Below are 23054 nucleotides of genomic sequence, written 5' to 3' on the forward strand. Positions count from 1 at the left end.
GCCGATCCACCACCCTATGGGGGAGGGGATTGCGCTGGCCCGAGTGTCCTGCTGCGGCGACCATGCCGTTGAGGCGGCTGCGAGAATCCGTGGACTGCCGACCTCCTGCTGTCGATGACCTCCAGCCGACTCAGCGATCGCCTCAACAGTTCCCGCCGCCGGGGCGATCCCGGCAAGCGCTGGGTGCGGGTGGTGTTGTCCGTTCTGGCCACGGTGGGCGTGATCGACACGGGCACCATCACCCTGCAGCGCTGGGGCCTGTTCGGCCAGCTGTCCTGTCCGGGCGGCGCCGAGGGCTGCGACATGGTGTTGAACAGCGCCTGGGGCAGCCTGCTGGGCCAGCCTTTATCGCTGTTCGGCTTCCTGGCCTACCTGGCCATGCTGCTGATGGCGGTGGTGCCTCTGGTGCTCAAGGGTGACCTGCGCGATCGCCTGGGCTCTCTGAGCTGGTGGGGCATGTTGCTCACCAGCATCGGCATGGCGGTGTTCAGCCTGCTGCTGATGGGCGTGATGGTGCTGAAGATCCAGGCCTTCTGCTTCTTCTGCGTGCTCTCGGCTGTGGTCAGCGTGTCGCTGCTGGTGTTCACCCTGCTGGGCGGCAGCTGGGACGACCGCGGCCAGCTGCTGTTTCGCGGCGTGCTGGTGGCCCTGGCGGTGGGGCTGATCGGCCTCGGGTGGGCCACGGCCGTGGACCGCCCCGTGGTCAAGACCCTGCCTGGGACTCCGCCAGTGGTGGAGACCGAGAGCACCCCCCTGACCCTGGCCCTGGCCGAACACCTCACTGAGACTGGAGCCGTGATGTACTCCGCCTACTGGTGCCCCCACTGCCAGGATCAGAAGGAGATGTTCGGCCAGGAGGCCAGCAAGAAGCTCAAGGTGATCGAGTGCGCCGAGGATGGTGTGGGCAGCCAGAAGGCCCTCTGTGACAGCAAGGGCGTGCAGGGCTTCCCCACCTGGGAGATCAATGGCCAGCTCGATTCCGGTGTCAAGCCCCTGGAGCGCCTGGCCCAGGTGAGTGGCTTCCAGCCCCAAAGCTGACCGGCTTCAGGCCTCGCTGTGCCGATGGCCAGTGGGCCCCTGCTTCACGGCGGCCGTGCTGATCGGCCTGCCGCGGCCTTGGCAGCTGTGCACCCGCCAGAAGGGCTGGCTGCTGGGCGTGTCGGTGCGGAAGTGGCCACCGCGGCTCTCCTGGCGGAACAGGGCGGCCTCCATCAGCAGCTCCGCCAGCACCAGACGCTGGTGCAGCTCCTGGTGCAGGGGCCAGCTCTGCCGTGACGCCGGCGTCAGCTGGAGCCGCTGACCCACGCCCAGTCCCTGAACCCTTTGCCAGCTGGGGTCGTGTTCCAGGCTGCGGCGTTGGCGTCGAATCGTGGTCATACTCTTGGCCAGGGCCTGGCCCTGGCGTTCCACCCCCGCCACCTGCCAGCACAGCTGTCTGAGCTCCTGGATCTGCTCCTTCAGCGCTGACGACCCCAGCCTCGGTGCGGCGAGGACCCCGGCCGCCTCGGCGAGCTCCTCTGGGGCGGCTGAGGGCCCGAGCGCGATCTGGCGCAGCTGCCGGGCGAACACCAGGCACTCCATCAGGGAGTTGCTGGCCAGTCGGTTGGCCCCGTGCACGCCGCTGCAGGCCAGTTCTCCCACGGCATAGAGCCCAGGCAGGGTGGTGGCAGCGGCCAGGTCGGTGCGGACACCGCCCATCCAGTAGTGGGCCGCTGGTGCCACAGGTAACGGCTCTGCTGTGGGCTCCAGTCCCAGCTCCCGGCAGCGCCCCAGGATCGTGGGGAACTGGCGGCTCAGGTGCTCCTGGCCGATCGGCCTGAGGTCGAGCCAGAGATGGTCCACCCCCTGCTGCCGCATCCGCCGTGCCAGGGCCCGGCTCACCTGGTCCCTCGGGGCCAGATCCCCCCCCTCCAGCTCCGCCACCGGGCTGGCCCCGCTCCCGTCCAGCAACCGGGCCCCTTCGCCGCGCACCGCCTCGGAGATCAGGAAATGGGGGGCCCCGGGCAGCATCAGGGCCGTGGGGTGGAACTGCACGAACTCCAGGTCGCGCACCTCGGCACCGGCCTGCCAGGCCATCGCCAGGCCATCGCCACTGGAATGGGTCGGGTTGGTGGTATGGGCGAACAGATGGCCGCCGCCGCCGGTGGCCAGCACCACGGCCCTGGCCCGCAGCCAGTGGATCTGATCTCCCTCCAGAAGCTGCAGCCCGCAGCAGCGCCCCGCCTCCACCAGCAGCTGCAGGGCCACCACCCCCTGGCGCTGCTCCAGGCCGGGGCGGCGACGCACCTCCCGCTCCAGGGCATCCACGAGGGCGCCGCCGGTGCGGTCCTGGGCGTGCAGCACGCGCCGGTGGCTGTGGGCGGCCTCCAGGGTGGTGCTGAGGGCGGTGCCGTGGCGGTCGAAGGCCATGCCGAGCTCCAGCAGGCGTTGCACGCAGCCGGGGGCCTCATGCACCAGCAGTTCCACGGCCTCGAGGTCGCAGAGGCCGGCGCCGGCTTTGAGGGTGTCGTCGCGGTGGCTGGCAAAGCTGTCGGTGGCGCTGGTCACGGCAGCAATGCCGCCCTGGGCCCAGCGGCTGGCGGAGCGGGGTTTGCGCTCCTTGCTCAGCAGCAGCACCCGCAGACCAGCGGGCAGCTCCAGGCAGCTCATCAGCCCGGCGGCGCCGCCTCCCACCACCACCACATCCCAGTCACACTGCGCCATGGGTGCTGCGGGCTCGGGGCTGCCGCCGGCATGAAAAAAGCCGCCGGAAAGCCCCGACGGCGTTCAACGGTGCAGGAAGCCTAGGGGCTGGCTTCAGCGGTACTGCCCGTCGTTGATGCGATCGAAGCCCTCGTTCAGGGCAATGGAGGCCGGGGTCACGGTGAAGTTGTCCTTGTACTTGTTGAACAGCTCCTTCTGGCGCTCGGTGAGGTCGAGGTTCAGCACGTCATCGACGCTGTCGTAGGGGCCGCCCAGCACGATCTTGCCGGCCAGGGTGGGGTACATGCCGGGGTAGTCCTGGAAGCGGCGCACGGAACTGTTGTTGAGGTCCACCTTGCCGCCGCGTTCAGCGATCTTGTCGTCGGCGGTGTTGCGACGCTCAGCCGCCACCGCTGCCGGAGGCAGCACCAGAGTGACCAGCAATCCGGCCAGCACAAGACCACTCATCAGCCAGGCAGCCAGCCTTTTCATCACGAGAACTCTCCGGAGAAGGACAGGAACAGGCGGTGGCCGGACCACCGACCGCTAACCGTACAGAAGGGAATCGTCTGAAATCCCCCCAGCCCTTCAGGCATTTGCAGATCTTCAGATCAGGCCGGTGAGGCCCGGGGCCAGCAGAGCCAGCAGCAGAAACAGGCCGTCCACGGCCAGGGTGGTGATCAGGGTGGCGCCCACCACCTGACCCAGCTCGCCTCGCTGCCACAGCCAGCGGCTGGCCGCGAGCAGCAGGGCGGCAAAGCCGGCCACCAGGGCCAGGCAGGCCGGCTGCAGCACCTGCAGCCCTGCGGCGTGCAGCACCAGCATCGCCTCGCCGCCTGGGGCGGCGAGGGCCTCGGGCCAGAGGGGCATCAGGCCGGTGGCGGCGATGGCCGCGTCGGTGCTGGCCGTGCCGATCAGGGAACCCAGGTAGAAGCCGCAGGCCAGGCGCCAGCGGCTGCCCAGGCCCGCCAGGGCCAGGGGCAGGGCAAAGGCTTCGATCGGCAGATGCCAGAGGGGATGCAGACGGGCCCAGCCCCAGAACAGCGAACCGGCCAGCCAGCTGCCGGAGAAGCCCACCAGCAGCAGTCCGAGATGGCGTAGCCGGGGCTCGCTGCGGCGCTCCAGACCCAGGCCGATCGCCAACAGAACAGCGGTGAATAGCACTGAGCTGGCGGGCGCGAACCGCACCCAGGGGGCCTGCAGGAACACCGGCAGGGCCACCAGCACCACGCTGATGACCACCAGGCCGAGGCGGGGCTGCAGCAGCGTCTCAGTCGATGAGGCCTGGGGTCTGGCCGGGCCGGCTCCCACCAGGCGAGGGGTCAGAGCGTCAGAGACGGTCGGTCGAGGCAGTGTGCTGGCGGGAGCCCCGATCACCGTGTTGTGAAGAAAGTTGTGCAACCTTAAGGGGTCTGCAGCACCCGCCTGGCCATAGGGTCGGCCATCGATGCGCTCCCACCGGGATGCAGGCAGCTGGATCGATCGCTGAGGCCGGGCTGCAGCCCGGCCTGCTGGAGGCCTGTTGGCGAGCCCTGGTGCTGGGAGTGGTTCAGGGGCTCACCGAGTTTCTGCCGATCAGCAGCACGGCCCACCTGAAAGTGGTGCCGGTGATGCTCGGCTGGGGGGATCCGGGCGTGGCGGTGACCGCCGTGATCCAGCTCGGCAGCATCGCGGCCGTGGTGGCCTTCTTCCGCCATGACCTGCGCGAGGTGCTGGGGGCCATGGGGCGAGCCTGCCGCCACGGCCAGTGGAGCGACCCCTCGGCCCGGCTGGGGGTGGCGATCGGCCTGGGCAGTGTGCCGATCGTGCTGGCGGGCCTGGCCATCAAGCTCTGGGTGCCGGACTTCGACAATTCGCCCCTGCGCAGCCTTACGGCCATTGCGGTGGTGTCGATCGTGATGGCGCTGCTGCTGGCCCTGGCCGAGGCCCTGGGTCGCCGCCGCCGCCAGCTGGTGGCTGTGCGGCCCTGGGACGGGATTCTGGTGGGCCTGGCCCAGATGCTCGCTCTGGTGCCCGGCGTGTCGCGCTCCGGCAGCACGCTCACCGCGGCCCTGTTCGATGGCTGGCAGCGGGCCGATGCCGCCCGCTTCTCCTTTCTGCTGGGCATCCCGGCGATCACTCTGGCCGGGTTGGTGCAGCTCAAGGACGCCCTCGAGGCTCCGGCTGCAGGCGGCGTGATTCCGATGCTGGTGGGCATCGCCTCGGCGGCGGTGGTGTCCTGGGCGGCCATCGCCTGGCTGCTGCGCTATCTGCAACGCCACAGCACCTGGCTGTTCGTGGGCTATCGCCTGCTGTTCGGCCTGGTCATCCTGCTGGGCCTGCGCGCCACAGTGGGGCCGTGAACGCGGACTTCTGAACAGCAGCGACCATGTGGAATGAACCTTCCGCCGGGATCGCTCTGGCCGGGCCGTCCGGCGAGCCCCTCAGCCTGCCCCAGCCGGCGGTGGTGGCCAGCGTGGAGCCCGAGTCGATCGGGGCCGAGCTGGGCGTTGAGCCCGGCGACCGCCTGCTCAGCATCAATGGCCGCCGTCCCCGCGATCTGATCGACCTGCAGATGCTGGTGGGGGAGGAGGAGCTCGTGCTGGAGATCCAGGATCCAGGCGGCACGCTCCACACCGTGGAGCTGGAGAAGGATCTCGACGTGGGCCTGGGGCTGGTGTTCACCGAGGCCCTGTTCGATGGCCTGCGGCAGTGCAACAACGCCTGTGCCTTCTGCTTCATCGACCAGCAGCCCCCCGGGCGCCGCCGCAGCCTTTACCTCAAGGACGACGACTACCGGCTGAGCTTCCTCTACGGCTCCTACCTCACCCTCACCAACCTCACCCCAGCCGACTGGCAGCGGATCGAGCAGCAGCGCCTCTCGCCTCTGTTCGTGTCTGTGCATGCCACCGATCCGGAGCTGCGCAGCCGCCTGCTGGTGAACCCGCGGGCCGGGCTGCTGCTGGAGCAGCTGCGCTGGTTCGCGGCCCGCGATCTGCAGATCCATGCTCAGGTGGTGGTGTGCCCCGGCCTCAACGATGGCCCTGCCCTGGAGCGCACCCTGCGGGATCTGGCCGGTTTCGGCGGCGGCGACTGGCCGGCGGTGCTCTCGGCGGCCGTGGTGCCAGTGGGGCTGACCCGCTTCCGCCCCAAGGACGATGCCCTGCGGCCGGTGGACCGGGCCTGTGCCCGCCAGGTGGTGGCCCAGGTGGAGGCGCTCCAGGCCGAGTTCGAGCCGGCCCTGGGCAGCCGCTTCGCCTGGCTCTCCGACGAGTGGTATCTGCTCGCCGGCCTGCTGCTGCCGCCGCGGCGCGCCTACGAGGACCTGCCGCAGCAGGAGAACGGTGTGGGCAGCATCCGCGCCTTCCTCGAGGCCCTCGATGCGGCCACCGCCGCCCTGCCCCGCCGCCTGGATCGCCCCCGCCGCCGCAGCTGGGTGGTGGGCCGGCTGGTGGCCGAGGCCCTGCAGCCCGTGGTGGATCGCCTCAATGCCGTGGAGGGCCTGGAGCTGGTGCTGCACGGGCTGGAGAGTCCCTACTGGGGGCAGCAGCAGGTGGTGACCGGGCTGCTCACCGGCTCCGACCTGCTGGAGGGCTTGCGGGACGCCGACCTCGGCGAGGCGCTGCTGCTGCCCAACGTGATGCTCCGCCAGGGCGAGCCGGTGTTCCTCGACGACATGACCCTGGAGCAACTGCGTTCGGCCCTGCCCGTTCCCGTGCTGCTGGTGGGGAGTGCGGCCGATCTTGTGGCCTGCTGTATCGGCAGTGACGGGCTGGATCCTTAAACTCCGGCAGAACCGTAAGGACTCCGGCGTGTCCCGACTCGCATCCCGCCTGGCCTTGCTGGGCGTTCTGGGCCTGCCCCTGACTACTGTGCTGCTGGGGCCTGCAGCAGCCCTGGCCCAGGAGGAGTCTCCTGAGTCCGGTCTGCCGGAAGCCGGCGAGGCCGAACCGCCCGAGGCCACTGCGGCCACCGAGGCCCTTCCACTGGCCCCGGACATCAAGGGCGAGCGACCGCGGCTGAATCCTGCGCTTGTGACCCCGGCCGCCACCGAACTGCAGCCTGGTCTGGAAGACCTGCCCGCCCCTGATTCCCTGGCTCTGCCCACACGACCGGAGCAGGTGGTGATCGAGGAACTGCGGCCTCTGACTCTGATCCAGGTGGAGAACCTCGCTGAGGTCAACAATCCCAGCCTCAAGGCGATCGCCTCCCAGGTGGATCAGGCCCAGAGCGCTCTGCGGGCTGAGATCGCCCTCTGGTACCCCAGCATCAACCTGAATGCCAACGCGCTGCCTTCCTTCAGCTACTCAAGGCAGCGCAACAGCCTCAGCACCGGCGACAGCGAAACGCGTACCCAGGACCGCTGGGCAGCGGGTCTGGCGATCACCGCCCAGTGGGCCCTGATCAACCCGCAGCGCACGCCCTCGATCGCGGCGGCCCGCGATGAGTTCGAGAGGACCAAATACCAGTACGTGATCGCCCTGCGGGATCTGCGTCTGCAGGCCGCCCAGCTCTATTTCACGCTGCAGCAGCGCGACGATCAGGTGAGAATCGGTCAGCAGTCGGTGCGCGCCTCCCTCGTGAGCCTCAGGGATTCCCGGGCTCGCTTCCAAGCCGGCGTGGCCACCAAGCTGGAGGTGCTTGAGGCCGAAACCCAGCTGGCCCGCGACCAGCAGCTGCTCACCACGGCCCTGGCCGAGCAGTCGATTTCCCGCCGCCGCCTGGCCGCCCTGCTCGACCTGCCCCAGAACGTCACCGCCACCGCGGCCGATCCGTCCCGGGTGCTGGGGGTGTGGCAGCCCTCGATCCAGGAGAGCATCGTGGCGGCCTACGCCTTCCGCGAGGAGCTCGACCAGATCCTGCTGGACATCTCCATCTCCAACAGCAACGCCAACGCCGCCCAGGCCGCCAGCCAGCCCTTCCTGAACGTCTTCGCGGAACTCGGCTCCGATTTCGTCAACGGCGGTCAGGACGTGGGTGACATCACTGTTGATTCCTCCAGAAGCTTTGATACCCGCGTGGGGCTCAATTTCAGTTGGAGCCTGTTTGATGGCGGGGCGTCGGCGGCCCGGGCTCGCCAGGGCCGCCAGCGTGCCCAGCAGAACCGCTTTGAGTTCGCCGACCGCCGCGACTCGATTCGCGAGGAGGTGGAGGAGAGCTTCTACAACCTCGATAAAAACAACCGCAACATCACCACCACGGCCCGCGAAGTGATCTCCGCCCGGGAATCCCTGCGGCTGGCGCGGTTGCGCTTCCAGGCCGGCGTCACCACCCAGCGGGAGGTGGTGGACACCCAGCGGGACCTCACCCAGGCTGAGGTGCGCTACGCCGAAGCCATCACCGAATACAACGTGAACCTGGCCGAGCTGCGGCGCCGCACCGGTCTCGATCAGATCACCACCTGTCCGGCCCGCAGCCTCTCGCCGATCAAGCCTGAGCCAGCCGCCGACATTCCCGTTGAGCCCACCCCTCTGCTGCCGGCCTGCCAGGCCGCTGTGCCCGGGCCGGCCTGATCGGTGGCCACGGCCGAGGCTCCGATGCAGACCCAGGCCCCGGGCCTTGGCCTGGCGCGCACTCTGCGCCTTGGCCTCTTCCAGGGCTGCCTCGGCTGCCTGGCCGTGATCTTCGCGGGTCTGCTCAACCGGGTGATGATCAGCGAGCTCAACATCCCGGCCCTGCTGGTAGGGGTCGCCCTGGCCTTTGAGCAGTTCGTCTCGCCGGCCCGGGTGCTGGTGGGTCAGGTGTCCGATGCCCACCCCCTCGGCGGTCGTCACCGGCTCCCCTACATCTGGATGGGCACGGCTGCCTTCTGCACCCTGGCCGTGCTCTCGATTCCCCTGATCTTCCACGTGGCTCGCCTGCTGCAGACCGGCGAGGCCCACACCATCACGGCGGGGGTGCTCGCCCTCTGCGGCCTATTTGCCGCCTACGGACTGGCCATTTCCACCGCCTCCACGCCCTACCTGGCCCTGGTGATCGACCGCACCAACGAGCAGGAGCGCCCCAGGGCGGTGGGCATCATCTGGTGCCTGCTCACGGTGGGCATCGTGGCGGGCGCCATCAGCATTGCCATCGGTCTGCGCGGCCTCGATGGGGTGGAGGACCCCGCCGTGCTGGAGCCGGTGTTGCTCGCCTTCATGGTGAAGGTGGTGCTGGCGGTGCTGCTGGTCACCCTGGTGGCCACCGTGGGCATGGAACGTCCACGAACGGGTCAGCAGTTCAGCACGGCGGACGCTCGCCAGGATTCGATCACCCTGAAACAGTCGTGGGCCCTGATCACCTCGAGCCGCCAAGTGCTGGTGTTCTTCCTGTTCCTGGTGCTGTTCACCCTGGCCCTGTTCCTGCAGGACCCGATTCTCGAGAGCTACGGCGCTGAGGTGTTCGGGATGCCGATCGCGGCCACGGCCTCGCTGAATGCCCTGTGGGGAATCGGCACCCTGTTGGGCCTGCTGCTGGCCGGTCTCTGGATCGTGCCCAAGGCCGGCAAGCTGGCCACGGCCCGGCTCGGCTGCCAGCTGATCCTGGCGAGTCTGCTGTTGTTGATGGCGGCGGGCGCCCTGGGTCAGATCCCGGTGTTACAGGTTGTGATGGTGCTGTTCGGGCTGTCGGCCGGCATCGGCACCAACAGCGCCCTGGTGCTCATGCTCGATCTCACCCTTCCCCAGGCGGCCGGCACTTTCGTCGGGGTCTGGGGTCTGGCCCAGGCCATGTCCAGGGCCCTGGGCAAGGTGATCGGCGGCGGCCTGCTCGACCTGGGGCGTTGGCTTCAGGAGATCAGCGGACTGTCGCCAGGCCCTTTGCCCCCCTTCGCCCTGGTGCTTGGCGTCGAGGCCCTGGTGGCGCTGGCGGCCCTCGTGGCGCTGAGCCGCGTCAACCTGCGCCAGTTCAGGGAGGATACGGGCAGAAGTCTCAGCAAGGTCCTGGCCCTCGAGATTGGATGACCACCACACCCACCCGCCCTGCTCTGGATCCGAGGCTTGCAGCCCTGCTCGATCGGGTGGCCGAGCGGCAGCGCGCGGATTTCGGTCATGCCGTGTCGGATCTGAAGGCTGACGGCAGCCTGATCACGGCCTGTGATCGCTGGAGCGACGCCACCCTGGTGCAGGGGCTGGGTGAGCTCTTCCCCAGGGAGGGAGTGCTGAGCGAGGAGGGCGACAAGCATGTCCCCCGGAGCGAGGCCTTCTGGGTGGTTGACCCACTGGACGGCACGACCAATTTCGCGGCGGGCATCCCCTACTGGGCCATCTCGCTGGCCCGTTTCGAGGCGGGGCGGCCGGTGCTGGCCGTGCTGGATGTGCCGCCGCTGCGCCAGCGCATCGTGGCGGTGCGGGGCCAGGGGGCCTGGCGCAATGGCAAGCCCCTGCATCCCCCCTCGCTGCAGGCCCATCCCGCCGGCTGTGCCTCCCTCTGCAGCCGTTCGATCGGGGTGCTGCAGAAGCTTCCCAACCGCCGCTTCCCCGGCAAGATCCGCCTGCTCGGGGTGGCGAGCCTGAACCTGGTGAGTGTGGCCATGGGCCAGACCGTCGCGGCCCTGGAGGCCACGCCCAAAATCTGGGACCTGGCGGCGGCCTGGCTGGTGCTCGATGAACTCAGTTGTCCGCTGCGCTGGCTGCTGCGTTCGCCTGAGCAACTCCAGCCCGGCAGCGATCAGACCCTGGCCGACTATCCCGTGCTGGCGGCCGATCGCGGCACGACGCTGGAGCGCTTCATGCCATGGGCGGACGCTCTGGTGACGCTCAAGCCTGAAGCACCGGCAGAGGAGGGCTGAGCAGGTGCTATGGTTTTGAACTGGTCCGAGGGGGAAGGCCGCGAGGCTGGAACCAGAGAGGAGCAGGCTTACAGAGATGGAAGAGCGCCTGCGAGAGCGGCCCTTCGGTGCTGTAAGTTTCTCTGGTCGCTGCGAGGCGACAGCCACCGAGAGCTTCCGGAAGCGGGAGTGGAGGTAGCAGAACCTGGACAACCGAAACGTTTAGGAACTGACGCTTTCACTGCGTTAGGGCTTTTTGAAGGTGTGTGCTGAGCTGAGCCTGTGAAAGGGCGAAGCGAAGTGAGACTTTTAAGAGGTTTTAACGAACGAGCAGTGAAGGTGTGAGGTCCCGTCAAAAAAACAATAGCAACTGGTTTTGAGCTGTTGATGACGTGTTGGCTTCTCACGAGTGAACATGTTGTTGAAAAGCAGTTTGATACTGGAAGCGAACCGGATCTGAGATCTGGGAAAGTCACCAGGTTGTTATGAACGAGAGTTGATGGCAATCAAGTGCACTCTTTGAAACCATTTTACCGAATGGGGCGAGCGCTTAAGACGATGGCTTGTGGCTGACTGGATGCTTCGGCATGAAGGAAGGCATGGGTGGTTGATTTTAGGAGTGAGCAAGCCGAGTTGATGATGAGCAGGAGAGATCTTGTTTGTTTTAGAGGACCGGTCTACAACGGAGAGTTTGATCCTGGCTCAGGATGAACGCTGGCGGCGTGCTTAACACATGCAAGTCGAACGAGCCTTCGGGCTAGTGGCGGACGGGTGAGTAACGCGTGAGAATCTGCCCTCAGGAGGGGGATAACGGCTGGAAACGGCCGCTAATACCCCATATGCCGCGAGGTGAAATGAGAAATCGCCTGAGGATGAGCTCGCGTCTGATTAGCTAGTTGGTGGGGTAAGAGCCTACCAAGGCATCGATCAGTAGCTGGTCTGAGAGGATGATCAGCCACACTGGGACTGAGACACGGCCCAGACTCCTACGGGAGGCAGCAGTGGGGAATTTTCCGCAATGGGCGCAAGCCTGACGGAGCAACGCCGCGTGAGGGATGAAGGCCTCTGGGCTGTAAACCTCTTTTCTCAAGGAAGAAGAACTGACGGTACTTGAGGAATAAGCCACGGCTAATTCCGTGCCAGCAGCCGCGGTAATACGGGAGTGGCAAGCGTTATCCGGAATTATTGGGCGTAAAGCGTCCGCAGGCGGTCTTGAAAGTCTGTTGTTAAAGCGTGGAGCTCAACTCCATTTCAGCAATGGAAACTAGAAGACTAGAGTGTGGTAGGGGCAGAGGGAATTCCCGGTGTAGCGGTGAAATGCGTAGATATCGGGAAGAACACCAGTGGCGAAGGCGCTCTGCTGGGCCATAACTGACGCTCATGGACGAAAGCCAGGGGAGCGAAAGGGATTAGATACCCCTGTAGTCCTGGCCGTAAACGATGAACACTAGGTGTCGGGGGAATCGACCCCCTCGGTGTCGTAGCCAACGCGTTAAGTGTTCCGCCTGGGGAGTACGCACGCAAGTGTGAAACTCAAAGGAATTGACGGGGGCCCGCACAAGCGGTGGAGTATGTGGTTTAATTCGATGCAACGCGAAGAACCTTACCAGGGTTTGACATCCTGCGAATCTTTTGGAAACAGAAGAGTGCCTTCGGGAGCGCAGAGACAGGTGGTGCATGGCTGTCGTCAGCTCGTGTCGTGAGATGTTGGGTTAAGTCCCGCAACGAGCGCAACCCACGTCTTTAGTTGCCAGCATTGAGTTGGGCACTCTAGAGAGACCGCCGGTGATAAACCGGAGGAAGGTGTGGATGACGTCAAGTCATCATGCCCCTTACATCCTGGGCTACACACGTACTACAATGCTACGGACAGAGGGCAGCAAACTCGCGAGAGCTAGCAAATCCCATAAACCGTGGCTCAGTTCAGATCGTAGGCTGCAACTCGCCTACGTGAAGGAGGAATCGCTAGTAATCGCAGGTCAGCATACTGCGGTGAATACGTTCCCGGGCCTTGTACACACCGCCCGTCACACCATGGAAGTTGGCCATGCCCGAAGTCGTTACTCCAACCCTTGTGGAGGAGGACGCCGAAGGTGGGGCTGATGACTGGGGTGAAGTCGTAACAAGGTAGCCGTACCGGAAGGTGCGGCTGGATCACCTCCTAACAGGGAGACAATAACTGATTATGATGTCTGAGCGCTGAGAACCATCCAGTCTTTGTGGCTGTTGGTAGGAAGCAACTTTTGTCTCAGGCCATGATCCTGTCATCTCGAAGGTCGATCGGTACCTCAAGGAGGCAAGCGCAGAACAGATCCGGCATGCAAGCCAGGTTGTCATCAGGGATCAGCACACCGCAAGGTGAGTTGAGATCAGGTGATGCCTTGGTGGAAGTGTTGTGGTGTGGGAGAGCGTGAAGCCTTTTTCAGTTCCTAAACGTTGTCTAGGTCACCCCCCTGAGGGTAAGCCCAAGCCGGGTGATCGGTTTGGAAATCTCCTGGGCCATTAGCTCAGGTGGTTAGAGCGCACCCCTGATAAGGGTGAGGTCCCTGGTTCAAGTCCAGGATGGCCCATTCATGTCTGGGGGTTTAGCTCAGTTGGTAGAGCGCCTGCTTTGCAAGCAGGATGTCAGCGGTTCGAGTCCGCTAACCTCCATTCAAGTGTAGGTTCTCAGACTAGTTCTCAGATCAATTCTCAGAGTAGTTCTCAGAAACAGGAGATCAGTCCTGAGGGAGACGTGACCAAGACAGTATCGGTAACAAGCCAGTATCGGTAAACCGGTATTGGTGTGAGCCCAAGCGCGACTCCAGCCTCATGCCTCCATCGTTTCAGGTGGTGGCATGATGCTGGACTCCCAGTGGCTAGAGCATTTTAGATGTTTTAGTGGCTGAGGGTTTGGCGAAGAACCTTGACAACTGCATAGGTGAATCTGGAAATAAAGCATCTCATGGATGTTTGATTTCAGATGGATTGAAAGATCCAGATGAGATCAAATCAATTCTATGAAGTTAAGAGCCGAGAACTTCCAGTGTTCTTAGCACTCCGCCGAGGAGTGAAGAGTTTGATCCTTCATTCAAACCGCAACCGCAAGGGAGCAGGTGAATGTTGAGAGAATAGGCCTCAACAGCCTGAAGCACTGGGAGATGAAATGGTCAAGCTACAAAGGGCTCACGGTGGATACCTTGGCACACAGAGGCGATGAAGGACGTAGTTACCTGCGATAAGTCTCGGGGAGCTGGAAACACGCATTGATCCGGGAATTTCCGAATGGGGCAACCCCTAGAACGGCCACCTGAATCCATAGGGTGGCGCGAGCCAACCCAGCGAACTGAAACATCTTAGTAGCTGGAGGAAAGGAAAGTAAAAACGACTCCCTCAGTAGCGGCGAGCGAACGGGGAAGAGCCTAAACCGATGCTTTCGAGCATCGGGGTTGTGGGACAGCAACGTGGACCAGGGACGTTAGGAGAAGCGTTTGAATGGCGCGCCATAGAGGGTGAAAGCCCCGTAACCGAAAACGAAACTGGCCTAGCTGAATCCCGAGTAGCACGGAGCACGTGAAATTCCGTGTGAATCCGCGAGGACCACCTCGTAAGGCTAAGTACTCCTGTGTGACCGATAGCGCAACAGTACCGCGAGGGAAAGGTGAAAAGAACCCCGGGAGGGGAGTGAAATAGAACATGAAACCGTGAGCTTACAAGCAATGGGAGCCCGACTGATCGGGTGACCGTGTGCCTGTTGAAGAATGAGCCGGCGACTTATAGGCACTGGCAGGTTAAACCGGGAATGGTGGAGCCATAGCGAAAGCGAGTCTGAATAGGGCGATCGTCAGTGTTTATAGACCCGAACCCGGGTGATCTAACCATGGCCAGGATGAAGCTTGGGTGATACCAAGTGGAGGTCCGAACCGACTGGTGTTGAAAAACCAGCGGATGAGCTGTGGTTAGGGGTGAAATGCCAATCGAACCCGGAGCTAGCTGGTTCTCCCCGAAATACGTTGAGGCGTAGCGTCTTGTGCTCCAGCAGGGGGGTAAAGCCACCGTTTCGGTGCGGGCTGCGAGAGCGGTACCAAATCGAGACGAACTCTGAATACCCTGTGTGTAGCAAGGCAGTCAGACTGTGGGGGATAAGCTCCATGGTCGAAAGGGAAACAGCCCAGACCGCCAGCTAAGGTCCCCAAATCAATGCTGAGTGATAAAGGAGGTGGGATTGCCCAGACAACCAGGAGGTTTGCCCAGAAGCAGCCATCCTCAAAGGAGTGCGTAATAGCTCACTGGTCGAGCGATCCTGCGCCGAAAATGAACGGGGCTAAGCATTGTACCGAAGCTGCGGATTTAATTGTTCTTAGGAACAATCAAGTGGTAGGGGAGCGTTCCATGTGGGGTGAAGCGTTAGCGTAAGCGGGCGTGGACTGCATGGAAGTGAGAATGTCGGCTTGAGTAGCGAAAACATGGGTGAGAATCCCATGCCCCGAAACCCTAAGGGTTCCTCCGGCAGGCTCGTCCGCGGAGGGTTAGTCAGGACCTAAGGCGAGGCCGAAAGGCGTAGTCGATGGACAACAGGTTAACATTCCTGTACCTGTCATGTTTTGGGAAGGGGGACGGAGAAGGCTAGCCCAGCCAGACGTTGGTTACTGGTTCAAGCGTTCGAGGCGTTGAGGGGTGGAGAAAACATCCTGAGCTGAGGCGTGAGTACGAGCTGCTACGGCAGCGAAGTGGGTGACGTCAAGCTTCCAAGAAAAGCCCTATACCCGTTAAGGCATGATGGCCTGTACCCGAAACCGACACAGGTGGGGTGGTAGAGAATACCGAGGGGCGCGAGATAACTCTCTCTAAGGAACTCGGCAAAATGGCCCCGTAACTTCGGGAGAAGGGGTGCCACCGCAAGGTGGTCGCAGTGAAGAGGCCCAGGCGACTGTTTACCAAAAACACAGGTCTCCGCTAAGTCGCAAGACGATGTATGGGGGCTGACGCCTGCCCAGTGCCGGAAGGTTAAGGAAGCTGGTCAGCGTAAGCGAAGCTAGCGACTGAAGCCCCGGTGAACGGCGGCCGTAACTATAACGGTCCTAAGGTAGCGAAATTCCTTGTCGGGTAAGTTCCGACCCGCACGAAAGGCGTAACGATCTGGGCGCTGTCTCGGAGAGAGGCTCGGCGAAATAGAATTGTCTGTGAAGATGCGGACTACGTGCACCCGGACAGAAAGACCCTATGAAGCTTTACTGTAGCTTGGTATTGTGCTCGGGCTCGGAATGCGCAGGATAGGTGGGAGGCTATGAACCATTGCTTGTGGGTGATGGTGAGCCACTGGTGAGATACCACTCTTTCCGAGCTAGAGTTCTAACAGCCACCCGTTATCCGGGGGCTGGACAGTATCAGGTGGGCAGTTTGACTGGGGCGGTCGCCTCCTAAAAGGTAACGGAGGCGCGCAAAGGTTTGCTCAGGCTGGTTGGAAATCAGCCGACGAGTGTAAAAGCAGAAGCAAGCTTGACTGTGAGACCTACAAGTCGAACAGGGAGGAAACTCGGCTTTAGTGATCCGACGGTTCTGCGTGGAAGGGCCGTCGCTCAACGGATAAAAGTTACTCTAGGGATAACAGGCTGATCTCCCCCAAGAGTTCACATCGACGGGGAGGTTTGGCACCTCGATGTCGGCTCATCGCAACCTGGGGCTGAAGTCGGTCCCAAGGGTTGGGCTGTTCGCCCATTAAAGCGGTACGCGAGCTGGGTTCAGAACGTCGTGAGACAGTTCGGTCCATATCCGGTGCATGCGCAGGAATATTGAGAGGATTTCTCCCTAGTACGAGAGGACCGGGAGGAACGCACCTCTGGTGTACCAGTTATCGTGCCAACGGTAAACGCTGGGTAGCCATGTGCGGAGAGGATAACCGCTGAAAGCATCTAAGTGGGAAGCCCACCTCAAGATGAGTATTCCCATGGGTTAACCCAGTAAGGTCACGGGAAGAACACCCGTTGATAGGCTCTACGTGGAAGCGCAGTAATGTGTGAAGCGGAGGAGTACTAATAGACCGAGGGCTTGACCATAGGCTCAAGCTCTTAACAGCTTGTTTCCAGAGGATGAGCAAGAGATGACCATCAAGGTTGTCTGGAGCTGATCTAACCTATGTAGTTCTCAGGGTTCAACCTGAGAGCAAGACAAGAAACAGAAGGCTCCATCATGAGTCTTCTATCCTGGTGTCCATGGCGCAGTGGAACCACACCGATCCATCTCGAACTCGGTTGTGAAACGCTGCAGCGCCGACGATAGTTGGGGGGAAGCCCCCTGAGAAAATAGGTCGATGCCAGGTAAAACTTTTTGTGCTTTGCTCCGATGATCAAAAAGGCCACCCAACAACGGGTGGCCTTTTTTTGTGCCCATTGTCCGCAGCGCCCATCGGTTGTTGGTTGCTGCGGCATGGTGGACACCTGTCCATGGGAGGAAGCGTTGCCCGCAAGCCCAGGCTCGGTTCGATCGAAGCTGCCCATGAGATGGGTGCGAGCCCTCTGGGCTGCTCTGCGCCTGTGGTTTCACCACGACTGTGTGGACCTCAGTGCGGCCTTTGCCTATCACGCTATGCAGTCGGTGTTCCCGATCGGCCTGATTGCCTTGTCGCTGGCTGCGCGGGTGCTGGGCCAGGATGAAGGCTTGGTGGATCGGCTTTTGAGCGGAGCCCGCCAAGTTCTGCCCGGCACGGCCATGCCTGCCGTGACCTCAGGCTTGAATGCCTTCCTGCGTCAGGGCGGAGGTGCTGGATTGTTGGGTGTGGTGGTGCTGGTGCTGACGGCCAGCAATGCCTATCTCACCCTGCAGCGGGGCGCTGACCGTATCTGGTGGAGTCGACCCGACGGTCCTGGTGAGATCGGCTGGCGCCGCCTGCTCTGGCGCTTCTTCGCGCTGCGGCTCAAGGCCCTGGCTCTGATGGGCTTGCTGGCGCTGGTGATCGTGATGGATCGGCTGGCTCATCAATCGACCCTCCCCGGCAGCCTGGTGCTCAGGGATCTGCTGCCCACGATCTTTCCCCGGATGCTGGACTTTCAGCGTCCCTTCGATTTAGGGGTGGGGCTTCTCAGCACCTTGGGATTCAGTCTGCTGGCGTCACTGCTGCTGCTCTGGATGCTTCCCTCGCGTCATGTGCCCTGGCGTGATCTCTTGCCTGGAGCCGGCTTTCTCGCTGCTTCATTCACTCTGCTCAACCTCTTGCTGGGCCGGGTGCTTGTGGCCCTCGGCCTGCGATTTCAGGCCTATGGGCTGGTGGGTGGCGTTCTGGTGTTTGGCCTCTGGGTGTGGCTGATCGGCGTGCTCATTTATTACTCCCAGTGCCTCAGTGTGGTCATCCGACGCCCCAGCCGCGCGCGGCCCTGAAGCACCCTGCCCACGTTCCCAACGCAGCGACGCCGGGGCTCCCGATCATGTCGATGCCCGCTGCGCCGGCCCTGCCAGGCCAGGATGGAACGGTGTGGAGCTCAAAGCTCGACACCGCCAGCCCATTGCATCGTCCTGGAATCATGCCGAGGTCATTCCCATGGGTGTGGATCGGCGTGCTGGGGCTGTTGCTGCTCGCGCCCTCTCCCGCCGGCCGCGTGCTGTTGGACGTGCTCGGTGGCATCACCCTCACCCTGTTGCTGTTGCCGCTGTTCCTGGCTGGCGCGGGTGTGGTGGCCTGGCAGCTGTTGAAGCGGCGCATCAGGGTGTGTCCCAGCTGCGGCCTGACCAGCTTCGGGGCCCCTGTCTGCCCGGCCTGCGGCACCGGGCTGGACGCTGACGCCGTCGGCGTTGAGCAGGCCCAGGTGTTCGGGGGTGATTCCTTCACGTCCCGTGCATCTGGAGGCGTTGATGCCGCCTCGGCCACGATTGATGTGGATGTGGTGTCCTCCCAGGACCTGGATGACGAGGGAACGTCACCGCGCTGATCATGTATCGCCGTGCTGATGCAGCCTCGACAGCTGAGCAGCGGGCCATTGCTGGGCCCTGACCAGGCGCTCACAACGCCCTCAGGCACTGGAGCGTTCGTCGAGCCGTCGCTCGCGCAGATAGAGAAACAGGGGGGCGCCGCAGGCGAAGGCGATCAGGAGGCAGGCCGCGATCACCAGGGGCAGCCCACGCATCTTCAGGCGGCGGCTTTCCTGCACGATCCAGATCAGCACCGCCGTGGCCCCGATCGCCAGATCCCGCGACAGGGAGGCGGCGGCTGGGTTGGCGTTGGCCAGGCCGATGAACTGGCCCAGATCAAAGCTGCCGCCATAGGCGCGCATGTAGTCGAGATTGGCGAGCCAGGGCAGAACCGCCCCCGCCACGGCCAGGCCCAGGTAGAGCCAACGCAGCCAGGCGCTGGGGGGCTGCTCGGGCCTGAGGGCAGCCGGGGCTGGGCTGGGAGACGGGGTCATGGCGTGTAGGGGGTGGGGTCGCTGTTGTCATCGCCGCTGGGATCCCAGAGCAGCACCTCCTGCTCCACCTTGCTGAGGATCTGTTCACAGCGCTCGGCATAGGCCTGGGCCCGCCGGTAGTGGCCAGTCATCTCCTCCACATCCAGATCAGGGCTCTGCAGCTCGGCCAGAATCAGCTCCAGAGCCGTGTGGGCCTCGCGGTAACTGAGGCCGGCCGCGATCGTTTCGGCGCTGCGGGATCTCTTGCTGGCCATGGTCAGGATCGGGGCTGGTCCGCAGAGGGATTGGGCCCAATCTCGCGCACCTCGGCCACGGCCCGACCATCGGCCCATTCCAGCATCACCTGGGAGCCAGATCGCACCGCCCCGACCGACCGCAGCAGCTCCCCCTCAGCTGAGCGGATCAGGCTGAAGCCCCGCCTGAGCACCTGCTCGGGGGAGAGGGCTCGCAGCAGGGCCTGGGTCTGCCGGAGGGTCTGGCGGCGTTGCTGCAGCAGCTGGCGGGGGTGCAGCTGCTGCAGGCGTTCCTCAAGCCGCCCGACCTGCTGGCGCTGGCCCTGCAGGTGCCAGCGGATCAGCTGTCCGAGCTGTCGGCGCGTCTGCAACAGGCTGGCCAGCACGCTCTGACGCTCCGGCAGCAGAGCCACCAGGGCGGCGGTGGGTGTGGCGGCGCGGTAGTCGGCCACCAGATCGGCGATGGTGGTGTCGTCCTCATGGCCGATGCCGCTCACCAGAGGCACCGGGCTCTCGGCCAGGAGCCGGGCCAGGTCTTCTCCGTCAAAGACGGCGAGGTCTTCGCGGCTGCCGCCGCCGCGGGCCAGCACGATGGCCTCGATGCCCTCCCGGGCCCCCCGGCCATAGAGGCTGCGCAGCGCGGCGCAGATGCGGGCCTCCACGCCTCCCTGCACAGGGATCGGCACCAGCAGCACGGCCGTGGCCGGCCAGCGCTCCGCCGCCGTGCGCAGCATGTCGGCCAGGGCGGAGCTGGGCACGCTGGTGAGCAGGGCGATGCGCTGGGGGGCGTGGGGCAGGGGCCGCTTGCGCTCCTCATCGAACAGCCCCTCACCGATCAGCGCCCCCCGCACCTGCTCGAAGCGGCGCATCACGCTGCTGAGGCTTGGCCTGAGGTCCAGCACCTGCACGCACAGGGAGGCGCGGCTGGCCCAGAAGTTGATCTTGCCCACCACCACCACCCCATCGCCATCAGCGGGCTGCAGGCTGAGCTTCTGTCGTTGGGAGGCCCACACCACGGCCGAGATCGAGGCCTGCTCATCCACCAGGGTCATCCACAGGTGCCCCTTCTTGAGCTGGGGCCTGCTGACGGTGGCCTCCAGCAGAAAGCGGGGGGCAAAGCCCCGCTCGATCAGCGCCCCGATGGCGGCATTGAGCTCCCTGACGCTGTAGCGCGGCAGGGCCTGGCCAGGGGGCCAGGGGGCCGGGGAAGGGACCGCCAGCATCGGCTCAGGACTGCAGCTGCTGGTAACAGCGCCACCAGTAGAGGCTCACCAGGCCCGCCAGGAGGGCCAGCAGCTGGCCGGCGGGGTGGTCGAGCCGTACCAGGCCGATGCAGCAGATCACCAGGGCACTGCTCAGCAGCCTGGATCCATCCCGCCGGTTCCCCGGGAACAACGGCCTGCCGGCCAGGAAGCGCGCCATCGCCACCACCACTCATCACTACGACGTGGCACCACTCTGACCGAGGGCCGCCTTGGTGAGGCGGGTGGGCTGGGCCCGGGCACCGTCCTCGGGCCAGGGATGTCTGGGATAGCGGCCACGCAGCTCCCGTCGCACCTCCCGATAGCCGGCGGCCCAGAACCCCGCCAGATCCGAGGTGATCGCCGCTGGCCGCCCCGCCGGACTCAGCAGGTGCAGGGTCACCGGCAGCCTGCCGCCGAGCACGGTCGGCCCCTCTGCGACCCCAAAGAACTCCTGCAGCTTCGCCGCCAGCACCGGCGCTCCGCCGCTGTAGTCGAGGCGCACCTGGCGCCCTGTCGGCAGGGTGAGGCTTCCAGGCAGCAGCTGATCCAGCTCGCGCCGCCGCGACCAGGGGAGCTCGGCCCAGAGCGCCTCGGCCAGGTCGAGCTGGGCCAGGTCGCCGAGGCTGCGCATCCCCACCAGGGATGGCCCCAGCCAGCTGCTGAGCTGCTCCAGCAAGGCGCTGTCCTTTCGGTCTGGCCAGGGCGCCCCCAGGTACTGGTGAGCCAGGTTGAGCCGCTGCTGCAGCTGGCGTGTGGCCGCGGTCCAGGGCAGGGCCGTCAGCCCCCGCTGGCACAGCCCCTCCTGCAGGGCAGCCGCCACCGCCGCGGCGTCGGCCTGGGGCCAGGGCCTGCGCTCCAGCACCAGGGCATCGAGCCGCAGGGTCCGCTCGCAGCGCACCCTGCCGGCGCTGGCATCCCAACGGGCCTGCTCCAGCCACTGCCCCTGCTGCTCCGCCAGGGCCTGCAGCTGCTCCAGCGGCAGCGGCACCGCCAGCAGGATGCGCGCATCCTGCTGGGCTCCATCGAGCACCGCCACGGCCAGGGCCGGCTCCCCCACCAGCGGGTCCTGGGGGTGGAGGGTGGCTCCGCGGCCGCTGCGCAGCAGGAAGCGACCGCGGCCATCGGGCCGGGCCAGGGCGAGCCGTTCCGGATAGGCGGCTGCCACCAGGCGGGCCGTGAGCGTGGCGTCATCCCCGGGGGTGTTGCCGGGCAGCCCGGACAGATGCATAGCGGGATCCGAGGCCTTGCCCGCTGCGGCCTGGCGCAGCCACTGGGCCTGGAGGCGGCGCAGGGGGTGGCCGCTCGACTGGCGGCGCAGCCAGTCCAGCCGGGCGAGCAGATCGCTGCCGGCCTCCTGGCGGCCGAGGGGGTCGCGCTCGCTCAGCAGCACGGCCAGGGCACTGGCCAGGGGCTGCGCTCCCCACTGCTCCGCCACCACCAGCATGTGGCCGAGCCGGGGGTGCAGGCCCAGCTCCGCCAGGCGGCGGCCGTGGCGGCTCAGCCTGCCGTTGGCCTCGATGGCCTGCAGCTGCTCCAACCGCTGCAGGGCCTCTGCCAGGGCCGCGGCGGGCGGCGGATCCAGCCAGGCCAGCGCCGTGCCGAGGGGATCGCCCCACCTGGCCAGCTGCAGGGCCAGGGGAAGAGGGTCGGCCTCCAGCAGCGCCGCAGGGTCGTGGGCGGGGCGTCGCTGCTGCTCGGCGGGGGACCAGAGCCGCACGCAGTGCCCCGGTCCCAGCCTGCCGGCCCGCCCGGTGCGCTGCTCGGCACTGGCCCGGCTGGCCGGCAGGGTCACCAGGCCCTCCAGGCCGGTGCCCGGATCGAAGCGACTGCGGCGGCTGAGGCCGGCATCGATCACCAGGCCCACACCGGCGATGGTGAGGGAGCTCTCGGCCAGGCTGGTGGCCAGCACCACCTTGGGGCGCCCGGGCCTGGCGGCGGCGATGGCGATGCTCTGCTGTTCCAGGGGCAGGCTGCCGTGCAGGGCCACCCAGTCGATGGCATCGCCCCAGCCGCAGGCCTCCAGGGCCCGCCCGCAGGCGTGGATCTCCGCCTGACCTGGCAGGAACACCAGGGCGGTGGTGCCCAGTGCGGCATCGGCTGCAACAGGGTCATGGGGCCAGCCCTGGCTTTCGAGGGCGCGCACCACCTGCCGGGCCAGGGGCTCGTCTGGGCGGGGCAGCTGGTGCGCCACGCTCACCGGATGGCTGCGGCCGGCGCTGCGCAACACGCTGGCCTCGGGCATCTGGGCGGCCAGGGCCTCGAGTTCCAGCGTGGCTGACATCACCACCAGGCGCAGGTCGGGAGCCAGCAGCTCCCGGGCCTGGCGCACCAGGGCCAGGGCCAGGTCGGTGTCGGCATGGCGCTCGTGGAACTCATCGAGGATCAGACAACCCACTCCCTCCAGGGCCGGATCAGCCTGGAGCCTGCGCAGGAACAGGCCGCCGGTGAGCACCTCGATGCGGGTGGCCGCACTGACGCGCCGCTCCAGCCTCACGCTGTAGCCCACCCGCTGGCCCACCGGTTCGCCCAGCTCAGCAGCCAGCCGCTGGGCTGCAGCCCGGGCGGCGAGACGCCGTGGCTCCACCATCCACACCCGTGGGGTGGCCGGCCCAGCGCCGGCGTTGAGGGCGCCCAGCGCGGCCCCCGGCACCCGGGTGGTCTTGCCGGCACCGGGTGGGGCCTGAAGCAGCAGGGTGGCGCCGGGCAGGGCCAGGGTGGCCTCGATGCTGCCCAGCAGAGCATCGATCGGCAGCGGCTCCATCAGCCTGCCCGTCCAGGCCGGGGCCGCGCCGGC

The 23054-nt window shown here is 65.5% G+C and carries 16 protein-coding genes, 2 tRNA genes and 3 rRNA genes; 13 read left to right on the top strand and 8 right to left on the bottom strand.

All coding sequences use genetic code 11. The annotated features are described in order from the left end of the window. Nucleotides 1–114 precede the first annotated feature (114 nt). Nucleotides 115–1038 carry a vitamin K epoxide reductase family protein gene (locus CyaNS01_RS02090; protein ID WP_186698472.1) on the top strand — a complete coding sequence of 308 codons (924 nt, stop codon included), beginning with the start codon at nt 115–117 and terminating at the stop codon, nt 1036–1038. A gap of 6 nt (nt 1039–1044) precedes the next feature. Here the strand turns inward: CyaNS01_RS02090 and nadB are convergent, their stop codons facing one another. The 3 genes from nadB to CyaNS01_RS02105 form a co-directional block, all read right to left on the bottom strand. Then, complete coding sequence (gene nadB, locus CyaNS01_RS02095) at nt 1045–2703, bottom strand: L-aspartate oxidase (RefSeq protein WP_186698474.1); 1659 nt, start codon at nt 2701–2703, stop codon at nt 1045–1047. A 93-nt stretch (nt 2704–2796) separates the two neighbouring features. Next, nucleotides 2797–3174 carry a photosystem II complex extrinsic protein PsbU gene (gene psbU / locus CyaNS01_RS02100; protein WP_186698476.1) on the bottom strand — a complete coding sequence of 126 codons (378 nt, stop codon included), beginning with the start codon at nt 3172–3174 and terminating at the stop codon, nt 2797–2799. A 114-nt stretch (nt 3175–3288) separates the two neighbouring features. Continuing rightward, nucleotides 3289–3993: a DUF3120 domain-containing protein gene (locus CyaNS01_RS02105; protein WP_225875753.1), complete on the bottom strand. Its 705-nt coding sequence runs from the start codon at nt 3991–3993 to the stop codon at nt 3289–3291. Nucleotides 3994–4145: 152 nt separating this feature from the next. Here CyaNS01_RS02105 and CyaNS01_RS02110 point away from each other — a divergent pair, with 152 nt between their 5' ends. From CyaNS01_RS02110 to CyaNS01_RS02165, 12 genes are all read left to right on the top strand, one after another. Further along, complete coding sequence (locus CyaNS01_RS02110) at nt 4146–5024, top strand: undecaprenyl-diphosphate phosphatase (protein WP_186698478.1); 879 nt, start codon at nt 4146–4148, stop codon at nt 5022–5024. 26 nt (nt 5025–5050) lie between these two features. Further along, the gene (locus CyaNS01_RS02115; protein WP_186698480.1) at nt 5051–6445 is read left to right on the top strand and encodes a TIGR03279 family radical SAM protein; all 1395 of its coding nucleotides are present in this window, start codon (nt 5051–5053) and stop codon (nt 6443–6445) included. A 28-nt stretch (nt 6446–6473) separates the two neighbouring features. Beyond that, nucleotides 6474–8174, top strand: a complete 1701-nt coding sequence (locus tag CyaNS01_RS02120; RefSeq protein ID WP_186698481.1) for a TolC family protein — start codon at nt 6474–6476, stop codon at nt 8172–8174. Nucleotides 8175–8198: 24 nt separating this feature from the next. Next, a complete protein-coding gene (locus CyaNS01_RS02125; RefSeq protein ID WP_186700094.1) occupies nt 8199–9602 on the top strand; it encodes a BCD family MFS transporter in 1404 nt (467 codons plus the stop codon). Then, a complete protein-coding gene (locus CyaNS01_RS02130) occupies nt 9599–10429 on the top strand; it encodes an inositol monophosphatase family protein (protein ID WP_186698483.1) in 831 nt (276 codons plus the stop codon). The genes CyaNS01_RS02125 and CyaNS01_RS02130 overlap by 4 nt, the downstream gene beginning before the upstream one ends. A gap of 658 nt (nt 10430–11087) precedes the next feature. Further along, nucleotides 11088–12573, top strand: a 16S ribosomal RNA gene (locus CyaNS01_RS02135). A 331-nt stretch (nt 12574–12904) separates the two neighbouring features. After that, nucleotides 12905–12978, top strand: a tRNA-Ile gene (locus tag CyaNS01_RS02140). Between the two features lie 9 nt (nt 12979–12987). Continuing rightward, nucleotides 12988–13060: transfer RNA gene (locus tag CyaNS01_RS02145), tRNA-Ala, on the top strand. 495 nt (nt 13061–13555) lie between these two features. Continuing rightward, a 23S ribosomal RNA gene (locus CyaNS01_RS02150) occupies nt 13556–16443 on the top strand. A gap of 146 nt (nt 16444–16589) precedes the next feature. Further along, nucleotides 16590–16706, top strand: a 5S ribosomal RNA gene (rrf, locus tag CyaNS01_RS02155). The 16S, 23S and 5S rRNA genes sit together here with 2 tRNA genes alongside, the layout of an rRNA operon. A 176-nt stretch (nt 16707–16882) precedes the next feature. Further along, nucleotides 16883–17761: a YhjD/YihY/BrkB family envelope integrity protein gene (locus tag CyaNS01_RS02160; RefSeq protein WP_186698485.1), complete on the top strand. Its 879-nt coding sequence runs from the start codon at nt 16883–16885 to the stop codon at nt 17759–17761. 143 nt (nt 17762–17904) lie between these two features. Then, on the top strand, nt 17905–18309 hold the full coding sequence (locus CyaNS01_RS02165) for a hypothetical protein (RefSeq protein WP_186698487.1): 405 nt from the start codon (nt 17905–17907) through the stop codon (nt 18307–18309). 81 nt (nt 18310–18390) lie between these two features. Here CyaNS01_RS02165 and CyaNS01_RS02170 read toward each other — a convergent pair whose 3' ends face one another. Genes CyaNS01_RS02170 through hrpB form a run of 5 tightly spaced genes read right to left on the bottom strand, consistent with a single transcriptional unit; the run spans nt 18391 to nt 23021 of the window. Then, nucleotides 18391–18783, bottom strand: a complete 393-nt coding sequence (locus CyaNS01_RS02170; protein ID WP_186698489.1) for a DUF2834 domain-containing protein — start codon at nt 18781–18783, stop codon at nt 18391–18393. After that, the gene (xseB, locus tag CyaNS01_RS02175) at nt 18780–19037 is read right to left on the bottom strand and encodes an exodeoxyribonuclease VII small subunit (protein ID WP_186698491.1); all 258 of its coding nucleotides are present in this window, start codon (nt 19035–19037) and stop codon (nt 18780–18782) included. Before xseB ends, CyaNS01_RS02170 begins: the two co-directional genes overlap by 4 nt. 2 nt (nt 19038–19039) lie before the next feature. After that, nucleotides 19040–20239 (bottom strand): exodeoxyribonuclease VII large subunit, encoded by a 1200-nt coding sequence (gene xseA, locus CyaNS01_RS02180; protein WP_186698493.1) that lies wholly within the window; start codon nt 20237–20239, stop codon nt 19040–19042. Nucleotides 20240–20243: 4 nt separating this feature from the next. Next, the gene (locus CyaNS01_RS02185; protein WP_186698495.1) at nt 20244–20438 is read right to left on the bottom strand and encodes a hypothetical protein; all 195 of its coding nucleotides are present in this window, start codon (nt 20436–20438) and stop codon (nt 20244–20246) included. 18 nt (nt 20439–20456) lie between these two features. Further along, nucleotides 20457–23021 carry an ATP-dependent helicase HrpB gene (gene hrpB, locus CyaNS01_RS02190; protein ID WP_186698497.1) on the bottom strand — a complete coding sequence of 855 codons (2565 nt, stop codon included), beginning with the start codon at nt 23019–23021 and terminating at the stop codon, nt 20457–20459. Nucleotides 23022–23054: the final 33 nt, after the last annotated feature.

This window comes from Cyanobium sp. NS01 (assembly GCF_014280235.1).
Taxonomy (GTDB): Bacteria; Cyanobacteriota; Cyanobacteriia; order PCC-6307; family Cyanobiaceae; genus NIES-981.